Origin of the sequence: Sulfurimonas sediminis, from assembly GCF_014905115.1 — a bacterium.
In the GTDB taxonomy this organism is placed as follows: Bacteria; Campylobacterota; Campylobacteria; order Campylobacterales; family Sulfurimonadaceae; genus Sulfurimonas; species Sulfurimonas sediminis.
In genome coordinates this window covers 1,583,568-1,602,581 of the sequence record NZ_CP041235.1, presented here as the reverse complement: position 1 = coordinate 1,602,581, position 19,014 = coordinate 1,583,568, and the positions used below count along the sequence as shown (strand labels likewise).

Below are 19,014 nucleotides of genomic sequence, written 5' to 3'. Positions count from 1 at the left end.
CTTTCCAAAAAAATTATGTCAAAGCTCGGTAAAACAAATGCCGAGTTTGCCTTGATAGAAGAGGGGGATAAAATTCTTGTCGGACTCAGCGGAGGCAAAGACTCTCTGACAATGATTCATGCGATGAAAGAGCAGCAGCGTCGGGCTCCTTTTGATTTTGAATTTATTGCCGTTACCGTAAGCTACGGGATGGGTGAAAATTTTGAAAAACTCTCCGCACATTGCAGGGAACATGGTATAAAACATATAGTAAAAGAGACCCAGACTTATGATTTGGCAAAAGAAAAAATTCGCAAAAACTCTTCATTTTGCAGCTTTTTTTCCCGTATGCGGCGAGGGTATCTTTACAGTGTTGCCAAGGAGTTGGGATGTAACAAAGTTGCCCTTGGACATCATATGGATGATGCGGCAGAGAGTTTTTTTATGAACTTTATTTACAATGGACAGATGCGCAGTCTTGCTCCGAAATATACAGCCCAAAACGGACTTGTTGTGATTCGTCCTTTGATTCAGATGCGTGAACGTCAGCTGCGTGCTTTTGTACAAGACAACGGCATAGAAGCCATAGGTGATGAAGCCTGTCCTGCTATGCGTTTTGATGTCAAAATGCCTTATGCTAGAGCACAGATGAAAGAGATGCTCGCATCAATGGAAAAAGAACATCCTCAGCTTTTTACTTCACTCAATGCCGCTTTTAAAAACATCTCAGTCGAGAGTTTTTTTATGAGTGAGGAGTAGCTTCTTCCTCATAGATTACAATGGTTCCGGCAATCAAATCATGCAGTCCTCTTTTGTCTTTTCGAAAAGCCACCATCAAAAAGCCGAGTCCGAACAACAGTAATGAGGGGATATAGGCCAAAGAACGTGTAATCGCCTGTTTGTTGTTTATATCTTTACATGTAAAGGCATCGACTATCTTTACATGTAGAAATTTTTTTCCAGGGGTAGCTCCGTGCCACTTTTCCCAAAAAAGAATTGTCACAAGCAACACTGAAATCTCAAAAACAAATTCCCATGTTAAAGAGGTATGCGGTTGTTGGTCAAGAGCATGCATATTCCCATTCATTGCCATTTGAATATTGTGTTGGTACTGGGAAAAATCAAACCAGTTGCCATCACTTACAAAATAAATAATGATACCTACAGGCAGAGCCAAAAAGAGCGTATCGAAAAACGAGGCAAAAAAGCGTATCCAAAATCCTGCATATCTAATATTTTTTTTCATACCCTAAAGATAGCGTAAGAACGCTTACTTAATACTAATGTAACACTCTTTTTATTCTCTTTTAGCACTTTTCATACTCTTTTTTACTATCATCTCAAAATGTATAAAATCATTTTTATAGTAATAGTTTAACTGAAAATTATGTAGTGTAGCAATTTTTTGAACCAAGCTAAGTCCTATCCCAAACCCCTCTGAGTTTTTATCCTCTTGTGAAAATGGTTTTAAATAGTACTCAAACTCTTTTTTTAATCTTTTTGCTCTATTTTTAAATATAATTCTATCTTCTTTTATGATTATGTATAGCTTATCATTGATTTTATATTTCAAGCCATTTTCAATTAAGTTTTTAAATGCAAGGATAAGATAAGAAAAATCAGCTTGAAAATTGAGTTCATTTCTTTTTTGAATTTCAACTTCATCTTCACTCGCTCCAACTCTTTGAAGTGATTCTAGTAAAATGGAGTCAATATCAAAATTTGATATTTTCATATTCTCTTTTGATAATAGTTGTGTATTTAAAATAGTTGAAGTTAAGCTGTTTAATTCGTTAAAAACAGCATTGAGTTCAACTTTTAAATTCTCTTGTTCTATTTTTTGAATTATAAATTTTCCTCTTGCTATAGGTGTTTTTAATTCATGTCCCATATCTCTTAAGAGGTCTTTATGTTGCATAAGTAGAGTATTGATTTTCTGTGTCATAATTGAAAAAGCGATATTTAACTCTTGTATTTCATCGAAGTTACTTGTATTTTTACTTAAAGATACAAAATCAAGCATCCTTTGGGTTAAGAGTTTTATAGGTTTAAATAGTCTGTTGATTAAAATAAAAAGAGTAATGTTCAATATAAAAATTATTAAAAAAAATACTAATAAAATATAGTTCTCTTTTTTAAATTTTTGATAAAGTTTACTAAAAAAGATTCTTTTTTCATCAAGATATTCAACTATTAAATATTTTGTATTCTCTTTTTTGACAATTGCTAATTTGGATAAAACTAAATCTTTAGAATATGTGACTTTATAATTTTTTAAATTTTTTATCTCTTGAAGATTTTGTGATAATAAATAGTTTTTTAATTGAGTATTTTGTTCTTTAGTAATATATTTTAAAATAGTGTTTGCGCTATTGAGGTAGATTTTATCGATTAAAAGCTCTTGCTTTTTATTGTTTTGAAGATAGAGGAACGATGATATTGCCAGAAACAAGACTCCGTTAAAAGCAAAAAATATAAAAAGTTTTTTTTGAATATTCATGATACAAACTTGTATCCCATACCCCAAATAGATTTAATAAACTCTGGATTTTTAGCATCATCTCCAATCTTATATCTAATGTTAGAGATATGCATATCAATAACTCTTTTTTTTGTATCGATTGGCAATCCGATAGCTGTGGCTATCTGCTCTCTTGAGCAAATTGAATTTGTATGTTTTATTAAGAAAAGTAAAATATCAAATTCTGCTTTTGTTAAATCAACCTTATAATCTTTAATTTTTACTGTTCTGTTGATTTCATCTATTGTTAGGTTGTTTATTTTAAAACTGTTTGACTTTTTATATCTTTTTAGGAGTGTTTCTACTTTTAATACAAGTTCTCTTGGATTATAAGGTTTGGCCAAATAATCATCTGCGCCAAGCTCATATCCGTAGATTTTATTTCCTATATCACCTCTTGCGCTTGATATTATTATGGGTATATCAACTGTGTTTTTTATAATCTTACATACATCAAAGCCATCCATATTTGGAAGCATTAAATCTAAAACAACCAAATCATAAAAACTTTGTTTTGAAAAAAGTTCATCTAAAGCCTCTTTTGGTTCTCCAAACACAGACAGATTAAATCCAAAATTTTCTAAATACTCTTGTATTAACTCTTGCATCTTTTTATCATCTTCTATTAGCATTATATTTTTACTCAAACTCCCACTCCTTAAGATATCTGCTAAATTGTCTTCTTTGCTCATTATTTAGAATTTTATGAATTTTTTTCAATGTATCTATATGAAGTTTTACTTCTTCTGCTTCATAGATATTTAAAACTCTTGAAGCTTCTTCTTCATCAAAATCATCTTCTAAGAAAAGTTTTTTAAGAGTTTTATTGGTACTGTTTTCTAGTTTTTTCATATTTTTTAATCTCTTCTTGGCATTAATTAAAATAACTTGTATGTATTTTTTTTGATCGTTTTTTAGGTGTAAATATGATAAGTCTTTAAAAAAATGCTCTTTATTTTCATATTTATCATTGTGATCTGCAAAAGCAAAGTTAAATATCATTAAAAAAATAAGAATAATTCTCATCTAAGCTCCATTAGGTATTTTTATCTGATTATCTTCTAAAAGACCTCTTTCTACTTTTGTATGGCATGCTTTACAATTTGCCTTACTTTTTACTTCTTTACTTGAAAATATGTTTTTATCTATATTTTTATGTCTTTTTTTCCAATAAGGTGTATCAGTTATTGCTATTATATACTTTTTTTTCTCTTTTAGTGAATTTAAAATATAGTTTGCACTCTCTTTTGTAGAAAATTCTGCGCTGTTTTTTACTAAAAAGTTTAAAATAGAAATTCTATCCTCCTCATTCAAAGAAGCATCATCACCAAAGTGATTTTCAAGTTCTTTTTGCTTCATAAGCTGTTTCCAAGAACTCTTAGGCAGTAAAAAAGGGGGATAAAGCGTATGACAAGCAGCACACTCTTCTACAAAAATAGCAGAGTGTTTTTCATATTCTATCTCTTTATATTTGCTTTTTATAAAGATATTTTGTCCACTTATGCTATATGAAAAGAATATAGACAATCCTATAAAAAAGAGAGATGCAAATAATTTTTGCAAGCTGTTTAATCTCACACTTGTTGCTTCAATACTTTTGTAGCCTGTAACAATAGATTTAAGAGTTTGCGTTTTTGGATGTAAGAGTCTATCTATCATTACTCCTGATAGATGAGCAAAAATAAGCAAGAAAAATATATTTGTTATAAATTCATGCAACTCTTCAAAAACTTCCATTTTTTGGAAAAAGGTGTCATGTAAAAAACTAAAAAGACCTTTTCCTTCCTGTACTCCATAAGCCAACAGCCCACTCAACACTACTAGTATTCCAACCACTAAGATAGAAAGCAGCACAAAAGAAGCAGCCGGATTATGTCCCGCATACTTTTTTGGATTTAAAAAGTTTTTAGCAAATTCCCATAACTCGTCTATATGCAAAGGCCAAGTAGAAAATTTCGAATACTCTGGTCCAATAAAGCCCCAAACAATTCTAAACAAAATCAATAACCCTACAGCTATGCCAAAAATTGCATGTATATCTAAATAGTTATCCCACTCGCTTGTTATCCATGATATAGCAACAAAAAGAACTATCAGTGTATGAAAAACTCTGTTTGGAAGAGGCCAAATATATGCTTTCATCTTTAATCATCCCATCTGCCATAGTTTGGTATAAATATACTTCTCTCTTGATATGTTCCTTTTTCTGCATCTTTATGACAAGCAATACAATTTGCAATAGATTTAACCTCTTTTTGCGTTATGTATTTTTTAGGAAATTCTCTATGCTCTTTTTGAAAATAGGGTGCGTTACTTATTCTTAAAAGAGTTTTGTGTTTAGGTATAGAATTTGCTATTTTCCTGTAATATTTACCAACTCTTTTGCTCTCTTTGCTGTCCGAAGCATTTTTAAGTAAAAAATCTTTTAAATTTTTATAATCTTCCGGCTCAACTGTTGCGTCGGTTTTAAAGTGATTATCAAGATTTTTCATCATCTTTATCCAGGATTTTTTAGGTAAAAACTGTGGTTGATATGGCATATGACATGAACCACACTCATTTATATATAAAGCTTTTTCTTTTGAGTTGCTTTTCTTTTCCCTAAAATCCGTCACTTGATTATAAGCCATTCCGCCGGCAAAAACTAAACCATTGCAAATCATTAAAATTACTATCTTTTTCATTTTTGAACTCCCATCATAAAATATAATACATCACCTTTTTCAAGGGCTGTTCCTTCTCTTTTGTAAACATCTTTAAAGTTTCTTCTAAGCCACTTTTTGACCTTTTTTACATTTGTAAATCTCTTTGGATTTACTTTTGGTGAGAGTGGTTTTATTTTTTTCCCTGTAAAGATGTTTTCACCTGTTTTCGTTAAGTCATTTGTATGACAACTTGCACAAGAGACCTTTTTTTCTCTTTTACCAATCAGTTCTTTGAAAAATATCTCTTTGCCTCTTACAGCACTAAAGTCACTGAAGTTTTGGTTCTCTTTTTTTGCTTGAACTTTTAAAGTCTCCATGTAGCTATTTATTGGATTTGCATAAAGCGTTATACTTAAAATTCCAAATGTTAGTAGTATCTTTTTCAAGTAGCACCTCCTATTATTTTAAAAGTATAACAGTAGATTATCAAGTATTTGGTAGTAGTTTATTGACAAAAGATTTACAAAGTGGGGAGGAGGTCACTGCCATTAAGTTAAGAAAATTAATGCTTTTTCGGAACCGATACTTCAGTGCCGGCTGTTGCAATACTCTTGTCACTCTCAGCCCGGACTGAAGTCCGCGTTCCAAAAAAATGCTTAACTTAATGGCATTGGAGGAGGAAGGTATTCTTGTCAGGCACTTATATGTATTTAAAATTTAATTATACGTGATAGTTCGGTGCCTCTTGCGTAATGATGACATCATGGACATGAGACTCTTTGAGTCCTGCTGATGTTATTTCAACAAATTCTGCCTTGTCCCAGAAAGCTTCAATGCTTTCGCTTCCGCAGTATCCCATAGAAGAACGCAGTCCGCCCATCATCTGATGCACAATTCCTGCAATAGAACCACGAAACGGAACACGCCCTTCAATTCCCTCGGGAACAAGTTTGTCAGCGGCTGTGCCTTCTTGGAAATATCTGTCATTGCTTCCTTTTTGCATAGCCCCGATAGAACCCATACCGCGGTACGATTTGTACTGACGTCCCTGAAACATTATCGTCTCACCAGGCGACTCTTCTGTACCTGCTAAAAGTGAACCTGCCATTACACAACTCGCACCGACAGCAAGTGCCTTTGCAATGTCGCCGGAGTATTTGATACCTCCGTCTGCTATAACAGGAACACCGTGAGGACGGGCAACTTCCGCACACTCATCTATGGCGGAAATCTGTGGCACACCGACACCTGCAACAATTCGTGTTGTACAGATTGAACCAGGCCCTATACCTACTTTTACCGCATCGGCGCCTGCTTCTATAAGTGCAAGAACTGCCTCTTTTGTTGCAATGTTTCCGGCAATTACATCAACTTCCAAAGACTCTTTAATCGCTTTGACGGTGTCTAAAATACCTTTGGAATGACCATGTGCAGAATCCAGAACAAGAACATCGGCACCGGCATTAACAAGGGCTTTTGCTCTGTCCATCTGACCGACACCGATAGCTGCGCCAACTATCAGACGACCGAAGGCGTCTTTGTTTGAATTTGGATACTCTATACGTTTTTTGATATCTTTGATGGTTACGAGCCCTTTTAAAAAGCCTTCATCATCTATGATAGGGAGTTTTTCTATTTTGTTCTGGTGCATAATGTCTGCAGCTTCATCCAGAGAAATTCCTTTTTTTGCAGTAATCAACGGCATTTTTGTCATCACTTCGTCTGCATGTTTTCGCATATCTTTTTCAAATCGCATATCACGGTTTGTTAAAATACCAAGGAGTTTGTTATGTCCGTCTACAACAGGAACACCGGAGATTTTAAACTCTTTCATCAACGCTTCTGCATCCGCTAAAGTAGCATCAGGGTGGACATAAATCGGATCAATGATAATGCCGCTTTCAGATTTTTTTACTTTTTTTACCTGTTTGCACTGTGTTTCGACATCCATGTTTTTATGAATAATTCCGATACCTCCGAGTCTTGCCATTGCAATAGCAGCACGGTATTCTGTGACTGTATCCATAGCAGCCGAAACCATAGGAATTTTCAGAGTGATATTACGAGTGAGTTTTGTCTCAAGTGAGACCTCTTTAGGAAGTACTTCCGAATACTGTGGTACTAAAAGTACATCTTCAAATGTCAGGGCGCGTTTACGAATTCTCATGGGGTATCCTTTTGCAGAGTATAAAATTAATTATTAGAAATTTTTGCATTATACCTCTTTTGTGGTTAAAAAGAGGTAAAATCTAAAAACATAAACTGGGAAAGTAAAATGATAATAACGACAAGAACAAAAGGGAAAATATGGCTTTTAAATACCCACGGCTGTATACCGAAAAATACCTGATTGACACCGCGAAAACCAAGCCAAAGACCTAAAAAAGCTTTGATTGAAAGAGCTATCTGAAAACTGCTTAGTCCATCAGGAGAAATTTTTCCAAAAACCTGTGAAAAAAGATACATTCCAGAGAGTACAGCAACTATAAGAGCCTTTGGAACAACTTTTCGTACATGTATCATGATGGCTTCACGTGCTTTTTTATGTTCTTCTTCCGTTAATGACTGTTTCATCTTTGTCATAAAAAGATTATCGGTAAAGAGAAATCCTCCATAAATAAAAACAGCAAATATATGTATGGTATGAATGATTGTATATGTAATGATTTATCCTTTTTTAGGTGTTTTTCTAAAGAGATGATAGTTCTCAGACTCAAGCATATCTTCAACATAACTTGCCACACATTTTGTGCAGTTTGTCCATATTCCCGAAGGCAGTCTGACTTCAAGTTTTTTCTTTTCCCTGAGTTTAATGATTTTTTTAGGAGAGAGTACTTTTGTGACAGGGGCAAAATCAACATCTGTCAAATCTATATCATCTTTATAAAAGATTGTCTGTTTTTTGAAGTTTCCCCAGCCTGGTATGCCGTCTTCAGTGTAGGGAACCTCATGACCGTTTTTAAATTTTACCATCATTTTGTAATGAGAATCTTCAAAAACCTGCGAAACCTTGCCCCGACCAAAAACCAAGCCGTAGAGTTTGTCTTTTACTTTTACATTGTCAAAATATGCCATTTTACTTCCTTTTTTAAAATAGTAGCAAAAAATTATCTCATTGTCATTACATTATTTATAGGCAATCTCTTTTTCAAGACTCAGTGAACCGTCAAAGAGTGTCTGCTCATCATAGGCATTGGCTATAAGCTGCAGTCCGACAGGCATGCCATCTTTATTTTTTATAATAGGCAAAGACAGAGCAGGCAGACCTGCAAGGTTGACACTGATTGTATAGATATCACTCAGATACATCTCCATCGGATTTGCAAGTTCTCCGAATTTTGGAGCAACATTCGGAGCAACCGGAGAGAGAATCAGGTCAACATCCTTAAAGATTTTTGCATACTCCTCTTTTATCAAATGGCGTGTTTTTTGTGCTTTTACATAGTAGGCTTCATAGTAGCCGCTTGAGAGTACAAAATTTCCAAGGAGGATACGGCGTTTGACTTCATCCCCAAAACCTTCGCTTCTTGTTTTGTAGTAGGTTTCTTCTAAGTTTGCACCTTCAACTCGGTTGCCATAACGTATGCCGTCATATCGTCCAAGGTTGGTTGTTGCTTCTGCTGTAGCCGTCACATAGTATGCAGAAATGTCATATTTGGCATCCATCATCTCTTTTTCAACGATGGTGTGCCCCTGTGCTTTGAGTGCTGCAATTGCTTTGTTGTAGGCCTCTTTCATATCATCACTCGCATTTTCTATATACTTTGGCAAAACGGCAATAGTGAGCTTTCTTTCAGGATTGAGATTGTCACTGACTTTGTCATCTCTCATGGCATTTGTGGAATCTTTGGCATCACTCCCGCTGATAATGTCATACAAAATAGCAGCATCTTCTACATTTTGTGTCATCGGTCCTATCTGATCCAGACTTGAGGCATAAGCTCCCAAACCGTAACGGCTGACTCTTCCGTAGGTCGGTTTCATCCCTACGATGCCGCAATAGGCTGCCGGTTGGCGGATACTTCCGCCTGTATCACTGCCAAGTGCAGCTATAGCCAAACCCGCTCCAACTGCAGCGGCACTTCCTCCCGAACTTCCACCGGGAACATGCTCAGGATTGACAGGGTTGAGTGTTTTGCCGTAGCAGCTTGTCTCTGTTGTCGAACCCATGGCAAATTCATCCATGTTTGTGCGACCAAAAGGAGAGAGCCCGGCAGCTAAAAGTTTTTCTATGACAGTGGCATTGTAAGGCGCAATGTAGCCTTGCAGAATTTTTGAAGCAGAAGTAACAGACCACCCTTTGACTTGAATATTGTCTTTTATGGCAACAGGCACGCCCTCACCAAAAGTATTGACATCTATATAAGCATTTAAATCTTTGTTTGCTTCTATCTTTGTTTGTAATTCATCTTTAAATTTATTAAGTTCATCTTTGCTCATTGCAAGCGCTTCTTTTAATGTAATCACTAACTTTCCTTTTTGAATTTTTTAACAGCTAAAATACCTATACCAATCATAACAAATACAGCAAGTATGGTTGTTATGATAAATGTTGTACTAACGGGCTGAGTGTAATCAATCATTGACTACGCTTTGACATCTTTTACAAAGGCAGTCCTCTGCTTCAGCCTGGTATTTCCAGCATCTTGGACATTTGTACAGTGTGGCTTTTGCGATGCTGAAGGTATCTTCATCAACTTTAAAGCTGGCTATGATCTCTTCTTCGGGTTTGTCTTCGAAGATTCCGGAAACAACAAACCAGTCTTCTGCATCAGTACTGTTCATCTCAAGGACAGTTTTTGATTCTGTGCAAATGACAAGTTCAAGGGTATTTTTGATGATTTTTTCTTTTTTGAGTTTATCAACTTCTGCGCCGAAACCTTCACGCGCTTTTACCATATACTCAGCATCAAACGGCACGTCACCGGCTTCAATTTTTTCATAGCTCATGTCAAAAATATCTTCGGCATTGCCTTTGATGATGGCAGGGGCATTGTCTACTATCTCATCCGCTGTATAGGTTATGACAGGTGCCATAAGAAGCAGAAGTGTTTTTGTAATCATTGCCATAGCACTTTGACTTGCACGTCTTCTTGTAGAGTCTTGTGCATTGCAGTACAAATTGTCTTTTGTCATATCTATATACATGCCGCTGAGTTCGTTAACGATGAAGTTATTGAGTGTGCTCATACCGTTGACAAAGTTATATTCGCTAAAGTGTTTATGTACTTCATCAAGCGTGTTTTGTGCAACATTTAAAATCCATTTGTCCAAATCACCCATATCTTCGTACGGTGTCAGGTTTTCCAGGTCATTGATATTGGCAAGCATGATTCTGAATGTGTTTCTCAGTTTACGATAGTTTTCAGAAGTCTGTTTTAAAATCCCCTGAGAAATTTTCAAATCACCCTGATAGTCTGAAGAAGCAACCCATAAACGCAGGATTTCACTGCCGTACTCTTTTAAGACTTTTTCAGGTGCTATGACATTGCCTTTTGATTTAGACATTTTCTCGCCTTTTTCATCCACTGTGAAACCATGTGTCAATACACCTTTGTAGGGTGCTTTGTGCTCAACCGCAGAAGATAAAAACAGAGATGACTGGAACCAGCCGCGATGTTGGTCAGACCCTTCTACATACAGGTCAGCCGGATAATCTCCAGCATCATAGTTACGAGATTTGAGTACCGAATTCCAGGTAGAGCCCGAGTCAAACCATACATCCAAAATATCTGTCACTTTTTCAAGCTCTTCAGGCTTGTAGCCGCTTCCCGGATAAAGAAGCTGCGCGATGTCCATAGAGTACCAGGCATCACTTCCCTGCATTTCAAATATCATCGCTACAAAGTTGAGCACCTTTTCATCAAGTAAAACTTCACCTGTCTCTTTTACTCTGAAAAATGCGATAGGCACACCCCAGTCACGCTGGCGGGAAATACACCAGTCAGGACGGTTTGCAACCATCGAAGTCAAACGGTTTTTTCCGGTTTGTGGCACGAAAAGTGTTTTTTCAATCTCATCAAGGGCAATGTTTCTGAGTGTTTTATCCTCGCCCTCAGGTTTTTCATCAACAGAGATAAACCATTGTTTTGTAGCACGGTAGATAAGCGGTGTATGACTTCTCCAGCAATGTGGATAGGAGTGCATAAACTTGCTTACATGTAACACGCTCTCACCCATCATCTCTATAAGGTCTTCATTTGATTTAAAGATGTGACGCCCTACAAAATCCTCTGCATTGGGAATCAAAGCATCACGTACAACAGTTGCATCATAACATCCTGTTTCATCCACAGGCATAACAACTTCAAGATCATATTTTAGTCCGACACGGTAGTCATCTTCACCATGACCCGGAGCGGTATGCACACAGCCTGTACCATTGTCAACTAAAACATGCTCTCCTAAAACCATACGGGAAATTCTGCCATTGAGCGGGTTGATGGCGTTGAGGTTTTCAAATACAGTCGCATCAAAAGTTTTGGCAACACTGCCTTTGAGGATGCCCTCTTCAACCAAAGCATTCAATAGTTTTTTTGCAACAATATAACCCTCAGTTGTAAGAACATACTCTTCTTCAGGGTTTAGCGAAATCCCTGTATTTGCAGGAATTGTCCATGGTGTAGTCGTCCAGATAACCGGAGCTGCTTTTGTTTCTTTGTCCAGTCCGAGTTTTTCTTTGGCTTCATCGCTGAGTTCAAAGGCTACAAAAATCGAATAGTCTTCTTTGTCCTCATATTCAACTTCGGCTTCTGCCAGTGCAGTTCGTTCAGCCCACGACCAAAAGACAGGTTTGCTACGTTCAATCAAAAGACCTTTTTTCGCAACACTGCAGAGTGTTCTGAAAATGTTTGCTTCAAATCTGTAATCCATTGTCACATAGGGTTTTTCCCAGTCAGCAATAATTCCGAGTGTTTTAAACTCTTCTTTTTGAATGTCTACAAACTTCGCAGCATGCTCACGGCAGAGTTTTCTGATCTCGGCAGTTTCAAGCTGCTCTTTTTTTTGCTTTCCGCCAAGCTTTTTTTCAACCTGCTGTTCAATTGGAAGACCGTGACAATCCCAGCCCGGAGTAAAACGGACTGATTTCCCGTTGAAATAGTTGTTTTTGATGATAATATCTTTGAGAATTTTATTGAGTGCATGTCCTATGTGGATATGTCCGTTTGCATAGGGAGGACCGTCATGCAAGGTAAAGTGTTCCGCACCGGCACGTTTTGCCTTCATTTTATGATAAACTTTTTTCTCATCCCAAGCAGCATAACGCTTTGGTTCATTGTTTATTAAGTTGCCTCGCATGGCAAACGTAGTTGTTGGTAAAAGTAGTGTGTCTTTGTAGTCCATTGAAACCTCAAAATATTATTATAAATTTTTGCAGTATACCTTTTATGTGTTTAAAACCTAATAAAAGTGTTATAATAAGCCAAATAAAATTCTTCAAACAAGGCTGTACAGAGTATGAAAACACATCTGATAATCATTGGAAATAAATTTGTTTATAACAGATCATTACAAGAGTATATTTTGCGAGATATTGAAAAAAACAGCGGTTTTATAGATAATATAACTTATTTTAAGGACAGTGACAACTCCTTTTTTCTTTATCTTGAAGAAGAACTCCATACATCCGACCGGGTTATTATCGTTACATGTAAACAAAACTTTTCAACTGTCGGAAAAGTGATATGCACCGCAACCAGTGATAACCAGATTTTAAAAGAGGGGATGCTCATACCGCAGAAAGCTTCATTGTTTGCAGAACGTTCCTATCTGTTGGAATTTCAAAACTCCCTGATAAACGTAATACAGATGGATGAAGGACAAAAAATGCCCGAATTACTTTTAAAAAATGAAGAGATACGGGCAACTATACATATATTTGAAGAAGACAAATCCACTATAGTGACAATTTTTACTCCAATCGCACAAACATATGAAGTCAATATTGATGTAACACAGGAGGTGCAAGGGTGGCACAGAGTAGATGTAACGAGTAACAAGTACGGGGATATTACAAAATTTATTCATGCAGCAAAAAACCTGTTGCCTAAAAAGCTTATTGCATCATCAAATATTATTGAGTATATTATAGAAAAACTTTCACATTCAGGGAAAAAAATAACATTTGCCGAGAGTTGCACAGGCGGACTGCTCAGTTACTTTTTTACAAAACACAACGGCGCATCAAAAATTTTAGAGGGCGGCCTGGTAACCTACTCCAATACACTCAAAGAAAACTGGTTGGCTGTGGATCATGCCATACTTGAAGAAAACGGTGCAGTAAGTGCCGAAGTTGTCAGAGAAATGAGTGAGGGTGCACTCAATGTCAGTGGAGCAGACTATGCTTTGGCAGTAAGCGGAATCGCCGGAGATACAGGGGGCACGCAGTTTAAACCGGTCGGTACTGTATATATAGGTGTGCGAAGCAAAACACAACATACTGAAAAGCATCTGCATTTTCACGGTGACAGGAATTATGTACAGGAACAGAGTGCCCTGATGGCAATAAAAATGTTGCTTTTGCTTGATAAAGAGACTTTTTTCTAAATTTAGGAGAAAATATCTTGACAATTAAAATCTATTTGTCTATAATTTCGACCTCTTAACAATAAGAGGCAAATGTCTTGTTAGCTCAGCTGGTAGAGCACGTCACTTTTAATGATGTGGCCGATGGTTCGAATCCATCACAGGACACCATTTTTATATGCGCGGTGGTAGTTCAGTTGGTTAGAATACCTGCCTGTCACGCAGGGGGTCGTGGGTTCGAGCCCCATCCACCGCGCCATTTTTCGGGCGCTTAGCTCAGTTGGTAGAGCGCTACCCTTACAAGGTAGATGTCACTGGTTCGAGTCCAGTAGTGCCCACCATTTTTTGATTATTTGCATCAAAAAATTTCAGCTCACGTACTTAAGCACCCTCAAGGGGCATCAAGATACGCTTCGCTAAAATTTTTGACACAACTAATGCAAAAAACAACCGTTAACCCTTTGTTAACAATGAAAGTGACCCTTTCGTCTAGTGGCCAAGGACACTATCACTTCATGGTAGTAACAGAGGTTCAAATCCTTTAGGGGTCGCCATTTTAATTGGTGTTTGAAATTTTAATAATAAAATTCTTGATTTTTGTTTTAATCAAGGCAGGTTCTAGAGTGAATGAGGAGCATAGTTATACTATGTGACGATTGAGCGAAAGGTTCTAACGCCGAGTAAAGTAAAAAGCATATTTTGGGCGCTTAGCTCAGTTGGTAGAGCGCTACCCTTACAAGGTAGATGTCACTGGTTCGAGTCCAGTAGTGCCCACCATTTTTTGATTATTTGCATCAAAAGATTTCAGTTCACGTACCTAAGCACCCTCAAGGGGCATCAAGATACGCTTCGCTAAAATTTTTGACACAACTAATGTAAAAAACAAGTTTTTTCTTACTTTAAAAAAGAAAATGTGACGATTATTTATAAAATTCTTGATTTTTGTTTTAATCAAGGCAGGTTCTAGAGTGAAAAAGGAGCATAGTTATACTATGTGACGATTGAGCGAAAGGTTCTAACGCCGAGTAAAGCAAAAAGCATAATTTTAGGTTGCGGTGGTAGTTCAGTTGGTTAGAATACCTGCCTGTCACGCAGGGGGTCGTGGGTTCGAGCCCCATCCACCGCGCCATTCTCTTTTTATTCATTCAATCCATTCAATCATAAAATACTGTTTTTACATCATCTGTTCAAGTTCTTATTAATCCAGACTTTCAAAGATAAAGCCCTCACGGAAGTACCGGTTCCGAGAAAGCATTAATTTTTTTAACTTAATGACATTGTCATTGAAGTACAGATTCCGAAAAAACTACTTGAGAGTACTGAGAAAGTCAGTTGTAATGTGTGCAACATCTCCGGGGGAGAGTTTTTCTATGTTTATAGTTTTGTTTTGTTCTCCCAAAGCACCGTAGACTTGAATATCTGTCTTGTTGAAAAGTGCCAAAACTTTTGCACCTGAAGCGACTGCAAGATGCATAGGCCCTGTGTCCGCACTGACATACAGATCACAGACTTGAAAAAATGCCCCTAAAACTCTTAAATCTTTGTTGGCATATTCCAAAACTTTTTCGTTGAGTTTTGTAGGAATGTCAGGGGAGAGAATATCTATAATGACAATGTTTTCATCAAGCTTAAAGAGTGTGTCTACCCACTCGTTCCACCATTCATCACTTATCTTTTTGTCAAATCTTGCATTTCTGAAGATGGCTATAACCTTTGTACCGGCAGCAATATTATTTACATGTAACAGTGAAAGCAAGTCTTTTTTTGCTTTTTCTCTCTCATCTTGTGTTGGTTTTATATCAAGCGTTGGCATTTTTTTTGGAAAATCAATTTTGAAAAATCGTAAAAATTCCATACTTTCAAGTCCCATATGCCGGTAGGTCTTTAAGCCTCTTTCTTGAATATGTGTGAAATTCGCCCAGAGTTTGTCACTTGCGAAGCTGGCTTTATATTTTGCTCTTGTGAGTGATGTGACGATTTGGGCACTGGTGGAACCGCCGGAAACATTCAGGGCAACATCATACTCTTTTGTTCTGGCCTGTTTGATGTAGGCAAGCATCTCAAGCGGATGCAAAAGCAGTTTTCGGGGGATGTCTATGACTTTGTCAACATTTGGCAGAGGTTCAAGAATTTTACCGGCAAGTTTCATGCCGACAATGATGTCTATTTTTGCATTTGGCATCTCTTTTGCAAGTTCGTTGATAAGAGGCGTTAAAAAAAGCAGGTTCCCTATTCGGTAATTTGGCCGTATAATGACAATGCTTTTGACTTTCTCTTTGTCAATATATTGAGCAGGCTGCGATTTATGAGAAAAGAAAGAAAGCAGACCATTGAGAATACTCGAGAGTTTTTTTCTTAGGGTTACATGTAAAGGATATTTCATAGGAATCTTTGTTTTTTTTGTGTAATTATAGCCAATTAACATTTATATAGGATAGTTAGTGTAAAATGTCATATTAACTTAACGGAGTGCATTTGAAAGAGATTGTTAAACGGTTTTGGCCTTATATAAAAGAGTATAAACTCTACTATTTACTTGTCATTTTTGGCGGCTTGCTGATTCTTGTGTCAACTGTGGGAACTGCCCAGATTATGAAGCCGATGATGGATGATATGTTCATTAAAAAAGACAAAACAATGCTCTACCTTATTCCTTTGGGGCTTATTGCCATTTATGTGACAAAAGCGATTGGAAAGTATATTCAGACAATTTTTATGGAGTACATCGGGCAGAGTATTGTGACCCGTTTTCGTGAAATACTTTTAGACAAGATGATTCATCTTGATATGGCATTTTTGTATGCAAACCGGAGCGGAGAGCTTATTTCTCGTGTAACAAATGACATCGGTCGGATTCAGTATTTTGTTTCAAATATGCTGCCTGATATGTTTCGCGATCTTTTAACGGTTATTGCGCTCGTGGGGTATATTGTCTATCTCAATCCTTTACTCTCTTTTTATACGCTTATTGTTGTGCCTCTGATTATTTACCCTTTGATGCTTATAGCCAAAAAACTCAAAAAGTATTCACACCGTTCCCAGAATAAAAATGCTGATTTGGTATCGCGTTTGACAGAAGTTTTCAACAACAGTGAAATCATCAAAGCCAATGCAACAGAAAAATTTGAAGTCTCCCGTTTCAGTGTAGAAAACTGGAACTTTTTCAAGATAAACATGAAAGCCATTTATGTCGGTGCCCTTGTTTCGCCTATAATGGAGATCATAGCAGTTTCAGGACTTGCCATGGTCGTGTATGTCGGGGGCAAAGAGGTTTTTGATGGTAAAATGACTGTCGGTGAGTTTACAGCATTTATCACGGCAGTAGGACTTGTGTTTGAACCGATTCGCAAACTTGGCGGAACCTATTCAAAAATTCAGGATGCGCTTGCGGCAAGTGAGCGTGTTTTTGAAATCATAGACAAAGAAAACAGTGTCGTCGAGGGTACAAAAGAGCTCAAAGAAGACATTAAGAAAATCGAATACAAAAATGTTGTTTTACAGTATGAAAATATCAATATACTAGACGGTATTACTTTGACAATCAACCAGGGAGAACATATTGCTCTTGTTGGAGACAGTGGCGGGGGCAAATCGACTTTTATGAATATGCTTTTGCGTTTTTATGATCCCGACAGCGGAGAGATTCTCATAAACGGCATAAATATCAAAGAGTTCAAGCAAAAGTCACTCAAGCATCATATCGCGCTTGTTTCACAGCGCATCTACATTTTTCAAGACACTCTGGCTGCCAATGTTGCCTACGGCCAAGAGCATATAGATGAAGCAAAAGTCATAGAAGCTTTAAAACTGGCGGATGCCTATGATTTTGTGATGCAGCTTGAAGAGGGTATTTATACTATGATGAGTGAAGCAGGGGCAAATCTTTCAGGTGGACAGAGACAACGTATAGCCATTGCAAGAGCAATATACAAACATGCTTCACTGCTGCTTTTTGATGAAGCAACATCGGCACTCGACAATGAGAGTGAAAAGCGGATACAAAAAGCACTCGATGCCTACACAAAAGATAAAATCACACTGACAATCGCACACCGTCTCTCTACAATTGAGCATGCTGACAAAATTTTGGTACTGCAAAAAGGGCTCATAGTGGCAAGCGGTACGCACAAAGAGCTTTTAGAGTGTTCTGCTGTGTATCAAAGACTGGCGGGAGAGCTGAAAAAATAATCCGGGTTGAACACAGAGACTATACAAAGCTTTTTGTTCCCCCTTTGTCATACATATCTTTGTACCGGAATGTTATGAGATTTTGCATGATAGCAAAAAGTATCATAAAATTTAAAAAACTGCTGCCTCCGTAGGAAAACATAGGCAGAGGGACGCCAACTACAGGGGCATAGCCTATAGTCATGGCAATGTTGACACCCATATAGATGAAAATCATAAAAGAGATAGCGACAGTGACAACTTTAATATAGTAGTCATTGTTAAATATACTCAGACTCAAAAGATGCAATATGAGCATAGCATAGAGTAAAATAAGTGCCAAAGCACCTAAAAAGCCGGTTCGCTCAACAACAAAGGCAAAAATAAAATCACTTGTGGCGATAGGCAAAAATTTCATCTGTGTCTGCGTCGCATTCTCTTTGTCTTTTCCGCTCCATCCGCCAGAGCCTATGGCAATGATAGACTGCTGTACGTGATACGATGGTTTTTCACTTAAAAAATCTGTAATTCTCTCTTTTTGATAATCATGCAGCATAAATTTATAGGCAAGTGGTGAGAGAATCAAAATTCCTGCAACAATAGTGGCTATAATTTTCCAATAAACACCCACATAAAACAAAACACTGTAGCCTATAAGCAGTAATACAAGGGCTGTACCCAAATCCGGTTCTTTTGCAATAAGAACAAAAGGGAGCAGTATGTAAAAGCTGATGCGTAAAAAATCTTTGAGTCTGTAGCCTTGGGCAGGCGGAGGGTTTTTATGGATAAGATAGGCAAGCATTAAAATAAGCGCAGGTTTTACAAATTCTGAGGGCTGTATGGTGGCATTGATGAAGGGGATTTCTATCCATCTTTGGGCTCCAAGACGTGAGTGTCCGAAAAGTTCTACTGCAAAAAGCAGGGCAATGTTGCCCCAGTATATAAAAGGGATAAGCCAACTCATCCGTCTTATAGGCAATAAAAACACAACCAAAAAAGCCAAAAATGCAACACCGACATAGGCAAGCTGTTTTTCAGCAAGAGCAGGAACAGCTTCACCGATGAGCCAATGCGACATAATTATCAAAGGAATGATAAGAATGATGGAAAAAAAGTCAAATTGTGATAAAATACTCTTATCAAATCTCCACAAATTTGTAACTCCAAAATAAAATT

The 19,014-nt window shown here is 37.1% G+C and carries 17 protein-coding genes and 6 tRNA genes; 9 read left to right on the top strand and 14 right to left on the bottom strand.

The features are described 5' to 3' along the window. Positions 1–15 precede the first annotated feature (15 nt). Positions 16–738 (top strand): tRNA 2-thiocytidine biosynthesis TtcA family protein, encoded by a 723-nt coding sequence (locus FJR45_RS08655; protein WP_193150179.1) that lies wholly within the window; start codon positions 16–18, stop codon positions 736–738. On the opposite strand, the gene FJR45_RS08650 is transcribed toward FJR45_RS08655, so the two are convergent. From FJR45_RS08650 to ileS, 12 genes are all read right to left on the bottom strand, one after another. Continuing rightward, a complete protein-coding gene (locus FJR45_RS08650; protein ID WP_193150178.1) occupies positions 722–1,225 on the bottom strand; it encodes an RDD family protein in 504 nt (167 codons plus the stop codon). The two genes, FJR45_RS08655 and FJR45_RS08650, sit on opposite strands and share 17 nt — an antisense overlap. A 51-nt stretch (positions 1,226–1,276) precedes the next feature. Then, complete coding sequence (locus FJR45_RS08645) at positions 1,277–2,479, bottom strand: sensor histidine kinase family protein (protein ID WP_193150177.1); 1,203 nt, start codon at positions 2,477–2,479, stop codon at positions 1,277–1,279. After that, on the bottom strand, positions 2,476–3,147 hold the full coding sequence (locus FJR45_RS08640) for a response regulator transcription factor (RefSeq protein WP_193150176.1): 672 nt from the start codon (positions 3,145–3,147) through the stop codon (positions 2,476–2,478). The genes FJR45_RS08645 and FJR45_RS08640 overlap by 4 nt, the downstream gene beginning before the upstream one ends. Then, positions 3,140–3,526, bottom strand: a complete 387-nt coding sequence (locus FJR45_RS08635) for a Spy/CpxP family protein refolding chaperone (protein WP_193150175.1) — start codon at positions 3,524–3,526, stop codon at positions 3,140–3,142. The genes FJR45_RS08640 and FJR45_RS08635 overlap by 8 nt, the downstream gene beginning before the upstream one ends. After that, complete coding sequence (locus FJR45_RS12465) at positions 3,527–4,642, bottom strand: cytochrome b/b6 domain-containing protein (RefSeq protein WP_226966416.1); 1,116 nt, start codon at positions 4,640–4,642, stop codon at positions 3,527–3,529. Positions 4,643–4,644: 2 nt separating this feature from the next. Next, on the bottom strand, positions 4,645–5,184 hold the full coding sequence (locus FJR45_RS08625; protein WP_193150174.1) for a diheme cytochrome c: 540 nt from the start codon (positions 5,182–5,184) through the stop codon (positions 4,645–4,647). After that, complete coding sequence (locus FJR45_RS08620) at positions 5,181–5,591, bottom strand: DUF1924 domain-containing protein (protein ID WP_226966415.1); 411 nt, start codon at positions 5,589–5,591, stop codon at positions 5,181–5,183. Before FJR45_RS08620 ends, FJR45_RS08625 begins: the two co-directional genes overlap by 4 nt. Before the next feature lie 275 nt (positions 5,592–5,866). Next, positions 5,867–7,312, bottom strand: a complete 1,446-nt coding sequence (gene guaB / locus FJR45_RS08615; RefSeq protein ID WP_193150173.1) for an IMP dehydrogenase — start codon at positions 7,310–7,312, stop codon at positions 5,867–5,869. 65 nt (positions 7,313–7,377) lie between these two features. Next, positions 7,378–7,728, bottom strand: a complete 351-nt coding sequence (locus FJR45_RS08610; RefSeq protein ID WP_226966414.1) for a hypothetical protein — start codon at positions 7,726–7,728, stop codon at positions 7,378–7,380. 84 nt (positions 7,729–7,812) lie between these two features. Beyond that, positions 7,813–8,220: a hypothetical protein gene (locus FJR45_RS08605; RefSeq protein WP_193150172.1), complete on the bottom strand. Its 408-nt coding sequence runs from the start codon at positions 8,218–8,220 to the stop codon at positions 7,813–7,815. A gap of 51 nt (positions 8,221–8,271) precedes the next feature. After that, positions 8,272–9,612 carry an Asp-tRNA(Asn)/Glu-tRNA(Gln) amidotransferase subunit GatA gene (gatA, locus tag FJR45_RS08600; protein ID WP_193150171.1) on the bottom strand — a complete coding sequence of 447 codons (1,341 nt, stop codon included), beginning with the start codon at positions 9,610–9,612 and terminating at the stop codon, positions 8,272–8,274. 108 nt (positions 9,613–9,720) lie between these two features. Beyond that, positions 9,721–12,489 (bottom strand): isoleucine--tRNA ligase, encoded by a 2,769-nt coding sequence (ileS, locus tag FJR45_RS08590; protein ID WP_193150169.1) that lies wholly within the window; start codon positions 12,487–12,489, stop codon positions 9,721–9,723. 114 nt (positions 12,490–12,603) lie between these two features. Here ileS and FJR45_RS08585 point away from each other — a divergent pair, with 114 nt between their 5' ends. From FJR45_RS08585 to FJR45_RS08555, 7 genes are all read left to right on the top strand, one after another. Continuing rightward, positions 12,604–13,692 (top strand): CinA family protein, encoded by a 1,089-nt coding sequence (locus tag FJR45_RS08585; RefSeq protein WP_193150168.1) that lies wholly within the window; start codon positions 12,604–12,606, stop codon positions 13,690–13,692. 74 nt (positions 13,693–13,766) lie between these two features. Further along, a tRNA-Lys gene (locus FJR45_RS08580) sits at positions 13,767–13,842 on the top strand. Positions 13,843–13,853: 11 nt separating this feature from the next. Continuing rightward, positions 13,854–13,930 (top strand) — tRNA-Asp (locus tag FJR45_RS08575). Positions 13,931–13,936: 6 nt separating this feature from the next. Beyond that, positions 13,937–14,012 (top strand) — tRNA-Val (locus FJR45_RS08570). Positions 14,013–14,149: 137 nt separating this feature from the next. Beyond that, positions 14,150–14,225, top strand: a tRNA-Glu gene (locus tag FJR45_RS08565). A 147-nt stretch (positions 14,226–14,372) separates the two neighbouring features. Then, positions 14,373–14,448: transfer RNA gene (locus tag FJR45_RS08560), tRNA-Val, on the top strand. A gap of 275 nt (positions 14,449–14,723) precedes the next feature. Next, a tRNA-Asp gene (locus FJR45_RS08555) sits at positions 14,724–14,800 on the top strand. A 177-nt stretch (positions 14,801–14,977) separates the two neighbouring features. On the opposite strand, the gene FJR45_RS08550 is transcribed toward FJR45_RS08555, so the two are convergent. Next, positions 14,978–16,054, bottom strand: coding sequence for a glycosyltransferase family 9 protein (locus tag FJR45_RS08550; protein WP_193150167.1), 1,077 nt, complete (start codon positions 16,052–16,054; stop codon positions 14,978–14,980). A gap of 92 nt (positions 16,055–16,146) precedes the next feature. On the opposite strand from FJR45_RS08550, the gene FJR45_RS08545 reads away from it, so the two are divergent. Continuing rightward, positions 16,147–17,859 carry an ABC transporter ATP-binding protein gene (locus FJR45_RS08545; RefSeq protein ID WP_193150166.1) on the top strand — a complete coding sequence of 571 codons (1,713 nt, stop codon included), beginning with the start codon at positions 16,147–16,149 and terminating at the stop codon, positions 17,857–17,859. Between the two features lie 19 nt (positions 17,860–17,878). On the opposite strand, the gene FJR45_RS08540 is transcribed toward FJR45_RS08545, so the two are convergent. Further along, positions 17,879–18,991 carry an FtsW/RodA/SpoVE family cell cycle protein gene (locus tag FJR45_RS08540; RefSeq protein ID WP_193150165.1) on the bottom strand — a complete coding sequence of 371 codons (1,113 nt, stop codon included), beginning with the start codon at positions 18,989–18,991 and terminating at the stop codon, positions 17,879–17,881. Positions 18,992–19,014: the final 23 nt, after the last annotated feature.